The organism is Paraburkholderia sp. Cpub6 (genome assembly GCF_014201065.1).
Classification (GTDB): Bacteria; Pseudomonadota; Gammaproteobacteria; order Burkholderiales; family Burkholderiaceae; genus Paraburkholderia; species Paraburkholderia tuberum.
In genome coordinates this window covers 1-13,253 of record NZ_JACHDM010000056.1, presented here as the reverse complement: position 1 = coordinate 13,253, position 13,253 = coordinate 1, and the positions used below count along the sequence as shown (strand labels likewise).

The window sequence follows — 13,253 nt, the reverse complement described above, 5'->3', positions numbered from 1 at the left end:
AGAAGATTCCGGCCTTGGTCCGATCCATGTTTCAACATCCGTCAGTCCGCTACGCGGCTTGACCCATGTCCGGTTACTTTGTTTCGGCTTAGTAAGTTCCTTTCCATCGTACGCGAATGCCGCAAATGGAATGGACGTTGCGCACAGAGCGATCAGTAGCGTTTTAATCTTCATTTTGGTTTCTCATAAACTCCAAGTCTGGATTTGCGGCATAGTGCTTGTGGTTTTATTGCATCGGTGGCGTCGGACTCGGACGCCCATCGAGCGCCGCGCCGGATGTAATGACATCTAGGTTGGAACGGCATAGCCGTCGACCACAAGCCTCTTGAGGGTGTCGATTTGAAGCGGTCCAATCTCGGGAAGAATGTCGTTGTCCGCCACAAAGTTCCGACCGTAACAAGCGCCGAGAATTACCACGCCGCCCTCGTGCAAGGGTGCTCTCACCCCAGCCAGTTCGGCGAGTCGAAGCGTCGGTACCAACCCGAACGGCACGTCTTCGAGCACGTAGCGTGTGGCGATATCTCTCGGGCCGAGCGGATCACTCCCTTGCCGGACCAGTTGCTCCGATATTGCCGAAAGTGAGTCACCAACCACGCCAAAAGACAGCCTGCAATGATCAAAGGTCGTTCTCACTGACTTTCCGAATGCTGCTGCGATGGTAAGTCTCTCTTGGTCTAGAGCCTCAAGGAGCCTCCCGACTGTTGGTGTCAGATTGGAGTTTTGGCTCCAGCTTTCGCCTTTCTCAATACGGGTCAAGTTGGCTAGCGCAATACCCATGTGATCTTGCGGATTAATGTTGCTGAGCGTCAGCGTCAGCATGTCGTCCGTCAGTGCGAACCGGTCTCCGAAGAGTGAAACGCAAGTGGTATGAATCCGGTGGATGTGGCGGGTTGGAAATGCGGCCATGTCGACCTTGGCGCGGATCGTGCCTACCGTGATAGCTCTCGCAGACTGAGTCTTGCACGTTAGCACCGTGGTGCTCCAAGCTGCTATGGGGATGACGAGCCCCCGCGCCGCAAGGCGCTGGGAAATGTAGAGAGCGGCAAATGAAAGATGAGCGCTGATGATTACGCTATGGTGTGCGCGGATATGAGGGATGATGCTGTCGAGGACGAATCGGTATCCGTAGGCCGGCAATGCCAAAATAATGACATCGGCGTCGCCAACATCTTCCGCTTTCCCGCAGACTTCTAAGTAGAACTCTCCCTCGACCGCTCCTTTCACGTGAAGGGGAAGTCCAGCAACGAAGTCTGCAGTCCGGGCTCCCGATGGAGACCAAACTTTCGGTTTATGTCCATTCTGTATGAGATACGCCGCATAACCCAAAGCGATTGCGCCAGCTCCCACGATTGTCACTTGCATGTACCTTATACCTTGGAATAGTCCACTGGCCGTGCGCGACCTAGGCGGTTATGTACTAAATTTCTCAGCCCAAGCTCGAACCCATCGCCTTTAGGAGAGGGCAAACGAAACGTCACGTAGACGTTCTTCGCATATGAGATAGCATCGATCTGCAAAACTACATTGAGTGTGGCGGGTTTTTGTGCTCAATGCGATGCTCTTACGTGCGAAAACACTATCGGTTGCAAGACAAGCGTTTGTCCTTGTAAAGGCTTTTATTGGCTGCATCAAACTGCGGAAGAAAAGGCACGTTCCGTCTTATCCAGCGAGAAGCAAAGCTAATGGGGCTCAGAATAGAGAGGCAAAAATGTCGTGTCAAAGTCCGGTTTGATCGTGGATGTATTCTGGGAGGTTATGGGTGCGAAGTTGCCTTTAGGGAAGTGAGCAACTCAGGCAGTTCACCTCGCACCTTTGCTCCAAGCCATGTGTCTTTATCGTTTCAGCAACGTCTGCAGCTTCGTGATCTCCCGCGCTGGACGTCGAGATCAGTGCCTCATTCGGTACGCTGCGCGTGGATAGGGGTTTTGGTGCAGGACAAAAGCGGATTCCGTCCGTAGTGCGATGTTCTTCGTATGGTTCAGCTCGCTTCCTTTCGCGCCCGGACCTGGGTCATTGCGCAACGACATATTCCCGTTTGTTTCTGGCGTTTAGGCAGAGACGATGTACTCGCCAATAGACCTTGCATTTCGTTAAATGCTCGGGAGAAAGCAATGCAGCGCTATAACCTTCTGGAATGTTGACGTTTAAAAATCAGACTTTGATTTTTCGACGAGACGCGCCTAACATGTCTCGTCACTCGAGTGAGCATCGGGAGGGTTGACAGTAGCATCAGCGCACAATTGTTATTAAGGACGGTCGGGCGTCGCAGATCGGCGTAGCTGTTGCCAGAGGTGGTCGGTTCGGGTTACTTGCGAAAAGCGGCATTCCGATTTTTCACGGCAAGTACTCGCATGCTCATTGACAAAGCTTCGAGTCGCCTTGGAGACGTTACGACCCGTCCGTCGTATCCGTGGCGACGACCAAGGGCTTCCATCGGATCCCTGGGCGGTCGCACGCGGTGCAATCATTTTGAACATAGATTTGTGCGTTACGCACGTTTGGTCGGTCACATAATTCTGGAACGTCATGAACAATTCACCGCCTGATGACGAGCTTTCTCTGCAGCCAAGCACGATTCATCGTATTGCATCTTATGTCGTCGAAGCTCGCGGTAGGCGGGTGTCCGGGGTTGCCAGGGAATCTGCGCTAAAACGCATCCTTGACCTCTTATGCGCGGTGGGGGCAGGGGCTAGCGAGCCAGGTGCTGTCGCAATTCGCGCGACAGCATGTAAATATCTGGGATCGGGCGATATACCGATGTGGTTCACGGGAACGGGCAGTTCGGTCGTCGGTGCTGCGTGGGCGAATAGCGCGGCTGCGTCGATGCTAGATCTCGACGACGGGCATCGACGCGCGCGCGGGCACCCGGGCGCGGCGGTCATTCCGGTGGCCTTTGCGGTTGCGGCTGAAATGGGAGCCGGGCTGGAAGATTTGATCGCGTCAATCGTCATCGGTTATGAAGTCGGCGTATCAATCGCTGCGGCCCGTACAACATACGGTACGACAGGTACGTGGTCATCCTACGCAGTTGTCGCAACAGCCGCGGCCTTGAGGTGTGCCTCGTGTAGTGTAGTCGAGCATGCGTTGGCTATCGCAGGCGAAAGCGCGCCCAATTCGTTGTTCATGAGCGCGCCACCGCTCTCCTTCCCAACACCGGAGAGCAGCGACATTAAGGAGGGCATACCATGGTCCGTAGTGACCGGGATGCTCGCGCTCGATCTCGCAGAAGGCGGGTTCACCGGTCCCCGGAACATACTTGACAGCGGTCTGCTCTATAGGTTTGCCGACGTATCGCCCCTCGGGGAGTCTCTGCATATCTGCAATGCCTACTACAAGCTCTATTGCTGCTGTCGGCACGTTCACCCGCCCTTGGAAGCCACCCTGAGGCTGATCGAGCAATATCGACTCGACGCGAAGGCGATTGAGGCGATCGACATCGAGACGTACGGCGGGGCGCTGCGCATCGCGAATCAGACCTGCCCAGCTACCCTTGTTGACGTTCAGTACAGCATCCCTTATTGCGTGGCCCTCGCCGCCCTCGCGGGACGAGAGTCGCTTTTGCCCCTCACGATAGACTGCTTAACTTACGAGGGAGTAAGCGCACTCGCCAACAAGGTCTCGCTAACGGTCGACGCCGAAATTGATAAACAATTCCCTGCCAGAACACTCGCGCGAGTCACAATCGTGTGCGGGGGACGTCTGTATGTATCGGAGGTTACCGAGCCACGCGGCGAAGCCGGTGACTCCCTCTCTTGGGAAGAACTCAAGGCAAAGTACGTTGCGGCGACGCGGTTTCACGCCACTGTTGCGCAGCAGGAGCAACTGCTCGCCGCGGTTGAAGAACTGCGCTCAAAAGCCGACTTGGAGCCGTTAAAGGCCTGTATGAGTACTTCGTACGCAAATAGTATTGCGCGTGCCAATGCCTAAGAAGCTCTAATAATATGATTTTTGGGGGGGATAACTTCAAGGATTGAGGTTAGCCTCATCACCGTTTCGGTGATGAAACGCGTGCGAATCGGCGAGGACATCCGGGAGAAGCTCGACTACGCACCGGGTGTATTTACATTAGAGGGACATATCGGGGGCAACTGGTATGCCGCCTCGGCTACAGCCGTGCGAGCTTCATGCGCTTTGCCGCCGGCGAAGACGCGCGTATCGGCCGGTGGCTTACTACGCTTCGCGCAACTCAATAGGCAAGACCCGCACGCAATTTCAAGGACATCCTCACGCGCCTGCCCACGAGGGCCAGCCCATCGCCGCGTTATTGCCGCATCGCTTGCAGCCCGAGGCAAGCCAGCGCCTACCTCGCCCGTCAAGAGATCATTGGTCGCTTATGACATTGGTAGTCAAATTGCGGGCGCCCTGCCGATCGGCCGAAGGCAAACGAAAACCTTGGAACAATTTCGACCCTCAAGCGATCGTTAAATTGGATCGAAGAGTAAAAGGGGCTCGATCACGGAAGGTTCTGTGATGTGTTGGCGCCTGGGGACGGCCATTTTCGAAGGGGTGCGGCGGTCTCCTTGACATCAGAATGCTCGGATTGCGTACGCGGTGCAAATTGTGCCAAATCCAGAACGGGCACGCGACCGAAGTCTGGGGCGCAACCTCAACATGCGCTCGTGCGACCCGCAAACGTGCCCGATGTAACGCAAGGAAGGTATAACCCGGAGGAATACCATCGTGTCTCAACTCGACTTTGACACCCAATTTGGGCATACGTATTCTGAGCTTATCCGCAATCGCTGGGCGCTGAGACGGGCGTAAATCGAGCGAACGACCGGCGGCCGCCTTTTTTTCGTCCGTCGAGTGTGCTTGGCGCTTACATCGCGTTCATTGCAGGTCCGAAAGCGCAAGGCAGTACAACGTTTAATGAATATCTATAACGATAATCCTTCTCAGGTTGACGTAAATGTCAAACCTGAGATGTTCAGTCATGAGGAGATGAGATGAAGGTGGTTAATGCACTTCGATCGGCGTACCAATCTGCGAGTTACGCCTTGTCAATGACCCCAGAGGCGGGCGGGACCACGATCGGCATGGTGGGCCATAAAACACCGGCTCTCGTAGCCGATGGCATATACAAAAGTTACGGCGTTCACGAAGTGCTCAAAGGGGTCTCGCTTCAGGCTGAGCGGGGCGACGTGATCTCGTTAATTGGCAGTTCTGGGTCGGGAAAAAGTACGTTTTTGCGGTGCATGAATCTCCTTGAGGTCCCTACCAAAGGCCGCATCGCGGTGGGGCAGCGGGAGATCAGCGTGGACACCGACGCAACCGGTCGCGTCGTCGGGATGGATCGCAAGAAAGTTGACCAGATGCGCACGCAACTCGGTATGGTCTTCCAGGGCTTCAATTTGTGGTCCCATATGACCGTGCTGCAAAATGTGATGGAAGGGCCAGTCCATGTGCTGAAGCTGCCAAAGAACGAAGCGCGCGATAGGGCAATGGATTTCCTTGGGAAAGTTGGCGTTGCGGACAAGCACGCGTGTTACCCATCCGAGTTGTCTGGTGGGCAGCAGCAACGAGTAAGCATCGCGCGTGCGCTCGCGATGCAACCGGCTGCGCTCCTTTTCGACGAGCCGACCTCCGCACTCGATCCCGAATTAGTGGGAGAAGTGCTAAAAGTCATCAGGAAGTTGGCGGAAGAGGGGCGCACGATGATAGTCGTGACTCATGAGATGGGTTTTGCTCGTGATGTCTCCAACAAGATGATCTTTCTTGAAAGGGGACGCATTGAGGAAGAAGGGACGCCAGAAGAGGTTTTCAAAAATCCAGCATCGCCGAGATGTCGTGAATTTCTCTCGCGTGTACTTTGACTGACTTAAAACGCGATATTGAAATTCCGAGAATCGTAAAACGAAGAAGATAGGACATAGTCCAGGAGATGCTCATGAAGTTCCTAAAAATCGGCCTGCTTATTGGAATGCTGTCTGCTGCATTGATGCTCAGCGACCCTGTTATGGCCACGGAGTACAAGAGAATCACGATTGGTACCGAAGCTTCGTATGCTCCGTATGCCTTCAAGGACAAGAGCGGCAAGATGGTTGGCTTTGAGATCGATGTAGCTAGCGACTTGTGCCGACGGATGGGATTGCACTGCGAAATCGTCGATCAGGCCTATGACAGCCTAATTCCCTCTCTCTTGTCCGGTCGGTTCGATTCAATTATGGCTGCAATAGGGATCACACCCGCCCGAGAAAAGGTTATCTCATTTTCCAGGCCGTACGTAACCACTCCGATGGTTTTCGTCACCACATCGGCGAGCGATCTAACCGCTCTCAAAATATCGCCATCAAATCTGAATTTGGACAAATTTGATGCTGATGAGGAGTCAGCGATAAAAAAAATCACCTCCGCTCTGAAGGGAAAAACCGTTGGGGTACAGGTGGGCAGCAACTTTGAGACATTCATGAAGAAGTTCATGCCGAGCGTGAGAGTTTCGACATATGACACCACGGACGACATGATGCTCGACTTGACGGCGGGGAGAATTGATGCCGGAATGGTTTCGTTCAATTTCCTCAAGCCGTTGATGGACAAGCCCGACGGCAAGAACCTGCGGACATTTGGCCCTAGTATGACGAACGGGCCGTTCGGCAGCCGAGTGGCCGTTGGATTTCGCAAAAATGACGATCAACTACGTGCGATGTTCGACAAGGCGATCGGGGAAGCAATTTCGGATGGCAGCCTGCGCAGACTTGCCATCAAGTGGTTCGGCTTCGACAATTCGCCGAAGGAATAGGTAAGTGAATACGGTCGTTTATGCATAGCCGAACTCAATTTGATGGGGAATGAAAGTGAATATTTCAGTGCTCGCATGGGGAAGCACAGCGTGGGTTGATGAATTTGCGCGTGGCACCCTTATGACCGTTGCCGTCGCGGTGTGTTCATTTCCCGTCGGCATTTTGCTCGGCTCGGTTTTTGCCGCGGCAAAACTCTGTCCCTTCAGTTTGCTGCGTTTTCTAGCTGACGTCTATACGACGGTCGTACGCGGAATTCCCGAGCTGCTGATAATTTTTCTGGTGTTCTTTGGTGGGGATACGTTGCTCCGCTATGTCGCGAACGCTGTTTTCGGCTTCGAAGGTTATATAGAACTGCCCGTGTTCGCAGTCGGTGTGCTCTGCATCGGCATCAGTGCCGGCGCCTATGCGACAGAGGTCATACGGGCGGCGGTCATAGCCATTCCAACAGGACAAATTGAAGCGGCAGTGGCAATGGGATTGGAGCGGACAGTGCTACTTCGTCGGATTCTTATCCCACAGGCCGCGAGATTCGCCTTGCCCGGTCTGGGGAATGTCTGGCAACTGGCGTTAAAGGATACCTCGCTCATTTCCGTTGTTGGGTTGGTTGAAATCATGCGCACAGCTGCCATCGGAGCTGGATCTTTCAAAGAACCGTTTACGTTTTATCTGGTCGCCTTCGTGATTTTCCTTTTGCTTTCTTCGATTTCTAACCAGGGATTTCTGAGAGCAGAGAAGTGGGCTAACCGCGGCGTAAGGAGGCGGTGATGGATTTTCAGCTGATATATGAGTCGTTTCCCAAGCTTCTTGCGGCGGTTCCTGCGACCGTCGCATTGGCTTCCGTGTCGCTTTTTGTTGGTTTTCTGCTTGCGGTCCCAGTTGCATTGGCTCGGCTTTCACACAGTAGACTTTTGGCTTCTCTCGGTTATGGTTACGTATATGTATTGCGGTCCACGCCGCTTCTGGTGCAAATGTTCCTGATTTATTACGGATCGGGGCAGTTTAGAATTGTCTTGGAACACCTCGGCCTGTGGGCGCTATTTCGCGATGCGTGGTTTTGTGCGATTTTAGCTCTGTCGCTGAACACTGCGGCATACACCAGCGAAATCATTCGTGGTGGTGTTCAGTCAGTACCATGGGGACAAATTGAAGCGGCGCGGTCAATTGGCATGTCGAGCGTCCTTTTATTCCGCAGAATTGTCTTCCCGATTGCAATGCGGCAAGCACTCCCAGCTTATGGAAGTGAACTTATGATTATGATCAAGTCAACGTCACTTGCGTCGACAATCACCATAGTCGAAGTGACAGGAGTGGCTAAGCAAATCATCTCTGAAAGCTACCGCCCCCTAGAGGTATTTCTGATAGCTGGCTGCATATATCTCAGCATGAACTTTCTTATCAGCAGAGTTATATTCATGATCGAAAGGCGGATTAGTCCGAAGAGACGCGATCGCGGCACGTTCGGATCTTCTGCGGCAGCGGCCATGCATTAAGCACTTCGGTACGGTGTCCGTCGCCCATGAACGCATCAACAGTTCGACGACGTAGAAGTGGCCTGACGGCACGAACCGACATTGTTCCGTTACGGGCGGCTCCGTCCGGGTACACGAGGGTAGTTGGGCCCTTGTGTACAGCTTTTTTCTCATGGCCGACGGCTTGATGTTTCAAGAGTGCCCGGCTGCGTCGATTATGGCAGGCCAACAGCAAAACGGGATCGTGGGTGGACATCGCGGTGTTGCGCATTAAAGTGTCACTTGCAGCCAACTATCAAGTTCGAAATGTTCAATTGATGTTATCGAGGCACCATGACGACTAATGTAATCGAGGACGAGCGTTATCCCCAAGGCGGGATCGTCCAAAAATTTTCCGCTTATATCGTGGAGGCGCGGGAAAATCGAGCTCCAGAAGAGTCGCTGGAATTCGCGCTCAAATGTATCTTGGATCTGCTCAGTGCTGTTGGCGCTGGAATTGGGCAGGCGGGGGCCCTTGCGATCCGAAAGACGGCTCACGAAACGCGACCTCCTGGCGACATTCCTATTTGGTTCACGGGAGAGACCAGTTCCGTCATTGGAGCTGCTTGGGCAAACAGTGCCGCCGGTTCTGCGCTAGACCTCGACGATGACACGCCGGCATCTCGGGGCCATCCTGGAGCCGCCGTCATTCCAACAGCCATTGCCGTTGCCAAAGAGACGAAAGCCACCTTGGGAGAGCTATTAAATGCGATTGTCATCGGTTATGAAGTGGGTACAGCGATTAGCGCTGCGCGCGCCTACGGAAGTAGTGGTACGTGGGCGCCTTATGCGGTCGTCGCAACGGCTGCGGCGCTTCGCCGGTCCTCCCGCGAGGTGATTGAACACGCTTTGGCGATTGCAGGGGAAAGTGCACCCAATCAGTCGTTGGCGAGCGCTCCCGCTCCCCGAAAACCGCATCCCGAGCCAAACCATGTCAAGGAGGGCATCACGTGGGCTGTCGTGACCGGCTTGGAGTCGCTTGCATCAGCGCAGAACGGATTTCACGGCGCCCGCAATATCTTGGACGCAACGCGTTACTACAATTTTCCGAACGATCTGGACCTCGGTTCTTACCAGTACATTCGCACGACGGGCTTTAAGCCGTATTGCTGTTGCAGGCATCTACACGGTGCGCTTGATGCATTAATCGAGCTGATCAAAGAACATCGGTTAGTGGGTCGAAATATCGACAGGATTGAGGTCGAAACATACGGGCCGGCCTTACGCATTTCGAACTGGAAAGAACCTCGAGATATAATGGATGTTCAGTATAGTCATCCATATTGTCTCGCGTTGGTAGCGTACTACGGTCACGAGGCTCTGTTGCCACTGACTGGCGATGTCCTAAACAATCCCTCTGTCACTGCGCTTTCACACAAGGTGGAGCTTTCGCTAAGTCCGGAGCTGGACAAGATCTATGCGGAAAGCGGCATGCTGCCGGCCCGTGTCACGGTCACATGCGGGGATCAGCGCTTTGTTTCACCTGTAACCTTCCCGAAGGATAACGGTCTTCCGTGGGATAAACTCGAGGATAAGTTTCGACAGGCCACGCGTTTCGTTGCCACTCCCGAGCAGCAGAACAGTGTGGTCGGGGCCATTTCGGACGCCAGACGAGGCGACATGCGTGGTTTGACGGAAAGCTTGTCGGAGATCCAGTTCGTTTAAAAACGGCATTTGTGTAGCCCGCGTAGTTCGGAAACTCATCGGTCATCGATGTAAGAAATGACAAAATGTCTCCGCTTGTTGAGGATCGTCCGCAAGCTGTGGCTGCCGTTGCATACAGCGAGCGAGTTGCATTGTCTACCCGGCATCCAAGGAGCTGAAAATGGGTTGCATATGGAAGTGACTGCTAGCAGGGACGCTCAGCGGTGCCGGGTAAACGCCGCGACCGTCAGAACAAGCGTTCTTCACAGCTTCAAAAGGACAGATCGGCGACGCGGGCTACATCGGCGTAGACAAGCGCGAGGAAACCAAGAGGCTCGTTTACGAGCCAAATTCACCGAAATGAGCGCCGATTCGATTCGTTATCCGGAAATTTCGACGCCTGTTCTTCTGCATGCCGAACGGGCCGCACGTTAATCAGCATTTTCCTAGTCTAGGAATGACATTAGAAAAAGCAGCCGGCATATGAAAAGACAAATTCAACTACGGCAGATAGAGGCATTTAAAGCTCTCATCGAGCAAGGCACGGTGAGTCGAGCGGCCGAGGTTCTTCACGTGACCCAACCTGCCGTGAGCAAACTGCTAGTCCACCTTGAGGAGGAGACAGGTCTTCTACTGTTCGAACGAGTTAAAGGCCGACTAACTGCGACGGCACAAGGCATGCGCTTGTACGGTGAAGTCGATCGAGTATTTGCGGGTCTAAGACAAATTGAAGAGGCGATCGCAATCATCCGGCGAAAGGACATGAGTCACTTTGCTATCGGAGTGCTTCCGGAATTATCCGGATCATTCATCAGGCGGGCGACGATGATGTTCCTCTCTCGGTGTCCAGACGTTCGTCCGACGATCCATATGCGAGCGTCCAACATTGTGTCGGATCGCGTCGCCACGCGTCAGATGGACGTTGGATTCACAACGAGCTTGATGAGCAGCCCAAATTCGGTGGTGACGCCTATCATGGAGAGCCCGTTAGTTTGCATCATGCCAAAAGGACACCCGCTAAGCCAACTTGAATTTATCACCCCCGAGCATATTGAGGGAATCCCTTTTATCGGATATGCGGCAGATAACCGGACGACTAGTGCTTTCAATGACGCTATCCGTTCCTACGGCGTCGACCTCAACGTCGTGTTAGAAAGCGAAACTACGCCCACCCTGTGTGAATTCGTCTCGGCGGGACTGGGGATTTCCTTGGTACATCCCCTATCTGTCATCGACATGAGCTGTCGCTTAGATATCAGGCGGTTCAAGCCCGATATTCCCGAGTATTTTCATTTTTGTCATGCAAGATTGGCGAAAAACATCGAGCGTGTTCAGGAGTATGAACGATGCGCTAAACAGGTTGCGGAAGAGGCGTGGACGGAGATATTCGGTGAGTCGGCGACAAAGCAAACCTAGCAGAATGCTGAGATTGATCATCGTACTGATGAGTGCACCAAATAGTGCGGGATGCCTTATGCGGGCATGAAGACGAAGCGTTCGCGAGAAGACGGATTGAGGGCGCTCAGACCTGGCAAACATGACTGCCGGCCGGGCAGTGGCTGATTGAATCATGACCTTGCCCCTGTTTGGCGAATCCCATAGCTGAGAGATCTGCGCGGCTCGCCCCTCTTGGGCGGCGAACCAGTTTTTCTCGAACGTCATGGGGCTGACGTAGTCGAGCGTCGAGTGTGGTCGGCGCGAATTATACAAGTGCGTTTCATACTGCCCCACCTCGCTATGTTGTTGATAAATCTAGAGAGCCCTGTTGTGTCGTTGGTATTGTGGGGTGTCGACGCCGTGCGCGAGCCCGTCCGACGAGTTCGGTAACTGCGTCCCCGGTCAGCGAATTGCGATTGAAGATCCATGGCCCGTTGGGTAACGGATGTTCGGCTGGGATCTTGTTGCGCTCAACTGCGAGCCTGAGCGTTCCGGGGCTCACACCGATGAACGCCGATGCCTCGGTCAACGTCATCCATCCTTCAGCAGCACGTCGTTCGCTCGAATAGACCGGGATCTGATGGTGGCTGCGCAACGCGGTGACTCGCTCCTGGGTCCAGAAGTTACCCCGGCCGGTTCGCAGGTCATTGCGATTGAGTACGCCGGCGATCACCAGATCCGGACAGATACGGACAAGCTGGCGCACGGCATCAATTGCTTCACGTGACGTATGCGTAGTGTTCTCTCCGCGGCGCCGCCGCGGCACGCGAATCTCGGTATGTACTCCGCCCTTCCAGTGAATGACGAGCACGATTTCGCTCGTTGCGTCGTCAACGTCAACGACGACTTCGTGGATCAGGGTGCGCACTATGCGCTTCTTCAGGCGGGCGTCGGCCTGCGGCCAGATCGATTCCAATGCAGTGGCAAGATCGGCAAACTCCTCTGGCTGGGTAGGCGGTATCTGGCCGGATGTGCCCGACTGTTGCTCGATACGCGATTCCAGTTGCTCTACGCGTAGTAGCGCATGATTCCAGCGCCGCCCCAGTTCGTCGGCGACAAGCCGGTTCTCGGGGTCAGCAGCATCGTACTGTTTCTGCGCGCGTTGCGCGGCGTAGCGTGCAGCCTGAAGATCCCGCTGCAACGCGGCCAGCACTTCGTCCTGCTTCAGGGTCTCTTCTTCGCGCGCCACGATTGCTGCCTCAATTGCCGCCGGTTGAACGACCTGCAAGACCGCCTCGGCGATGGCCGCGTCCGCGCGCGTGCCACCGAACGCAATACAACGCGGTTGCCCCTTGTCCATCCAGCCGCGATGACAGCTATAGCGCAAGGCGTCGTGCCTGTTACCCGTGTAGTGTAGCGTCAGCTTGCTCGCGCAGCGCCTGCAGCGCAACAGTCCCGCCAGCAGGGCCTCACCGTTCTTCGGGGCGCCAGCGTGTCCGGCCAGACGCAGGTTGCCGCCAATGGCACACTGGATCCGTTCGAATTCGTCCCAGTCAACGTACCCTTCGTGGGCATTCGGAATGAGCGCAAGCCACTGATCCCGTGGTTTGCGGCGATCACGTTTGCGTGGTTCCCCAGCCTCGTAATGGATCGCGCATTCGGTCTTGCCGTAGGCATACGTGCCACCGTAGATCGGGTTGGTCAGGATCCGGTACACCGTGCCGTAGCTCGGCCGTTTCCATTGGATTTCGCCGCGCGGCATGCATGCCGGCAACTGCAGGCCGTGCTCCAGGAACCATAACAACGTCTGACGCACCGAACCAATCGCGCCGAACTGGCGGAATACCGAGCGGATGGCGTCCTGCACGCGCAAATCCGGATCCTTCTCCGTAAGCGGTCCATCTTCGACGTCTATCGGCTGGCGGCATGAGCGAGGAGCATAGGTGTCCACCTACGTGGAGGTGGACACCTATGGCTGGCAATG

General features: G+C 54.7%; 9 protein-coding genes. 7 read left to right on the top strand and 2 right to left on the bottom strand.

Annotated elements, in window-relative coordinates:
* Positions 1-288: 288 nt before the first annotated feature.
* Positions 289-1,362, bottom strand: coding sequence for an NAD/NADP octopine/nopaline dehydrogenase family protein (locus HDG33_RS36020; RefSeq protein WP_184040941.1), 1,074 nt, complete (start codon positions 1,360-1,362; stop codon positions 289-291).
* A 1,164-nt stretch (positions 1,363-2,526) separates the two neighbouring features.
* On the opposite strand from HDG33_RS36020, the gene HDG33_RS36015 reads away from it, so the two are divergent.
* From HDG33_RS36015 to HDG33_RS35985, 7 genes are all read left to right on the top strand, one after another.
* Positions 2,527-3,927, top strand: coding sequence for an MmgE/PrpD family protein (locus HDG33_RS36015; RefSeq protein ID WP_184040938.1), 1,401 nt, complete (start codon positions 2,527-2,529; stop codon positions 3,925-3,927).
* Between the two features lie 1,109 nt (positions 3,928-5,036).
* The gene (locus HDG33_RS36010; RefSeq protein ID WP_184040948.1) at positions 5,037-5,813 is read left to right on the top strand and encodes an ABC transporter ATP-binding protein; all 777 of its coding nucleotides are present in this window, start codon (positions 5,037-5,039) and stop codon (positions 5,811-5,813) included.
* A gap of 74 nt (positions 5,814-5,887) precedes the next feature.
* The gene (locus tag HDG33_RS36005) at positions 5,888-6,739 is read left to right on the top strand and encodes a transporter substrate-binding domain-containing protein (RefSeq protein WP_184040935.1); all 852 of its coding nucleotides are present in this window, start codon (positions 5,888-5,890) and stop codon (positions 6,737-6,739) included.
* A 49-nt stretch (positions 6,740-6,788) separates the two neighbouring features.
* Complete coding sequence (locus HDG33_RS36000) at positions 6,789-7,505, top strand: ABC transporter permease (protein WP_221311647.1); 717 nt, start codon at positions 6,789-6,791, stop codon at positions 7,503-7,505.
* Positions 7,505-8,230: an ABC transporter permease gene (locus HDG33_RS35995; protein ID WP_184040932.1), complete on the top strand. Its 726-nt coding sequence runs from the start codon at positions 7,505-7,507 to the stop codon at positions 8,228-8,230. The genes HDG33_RS36000 and HDG33_RS35995 overlap by 1 nt, the downstream gene beginning before the upstream one ends.
* 312 nt (positions 8,231-8,542) lie before the next feature.
* Positions 8,543-9,913, top strand: a complete 1,371-nt coding sequence (locus HDG33_RS35990) for an MmgE/PrpD family protein (protein ID WP_184040930.1) — start codon at positions 8,543-8,545, stop codon at positions 9,911-9,913.
* Between the two features lie 462 nt (positions 9,914-10,375).
* Positions 10,376-11,308, top strand: coding sequence for a LysR substrate-binding domain-containing protein (locus tag HDG33_RS35985; RefSeq protein ID WP_090811254.1), 933 nt, complete (start codon positions 10,376-10,378; stop codon positions 11,306-11,308).
* A gap of 319 nt (positions 11,309-11,627) precedes the next feature.
* On the opposite strand, the gene HDG33_RS35980 is transcribed toward HDG33_RS35985, so the two are convergent.
* On the bottom strand, positions 11,628-13,136 hold the full coding sequence (locus HDG33_RS35980) for a recombinase family protein (protein WP_311548420.1): 1,509 nt from the start codon (positions 13,134-13,136) through the stop codon (positions 11,628-11,630).
* Positions 13,137-13,253: the final 117 nt, after the last annotated feature.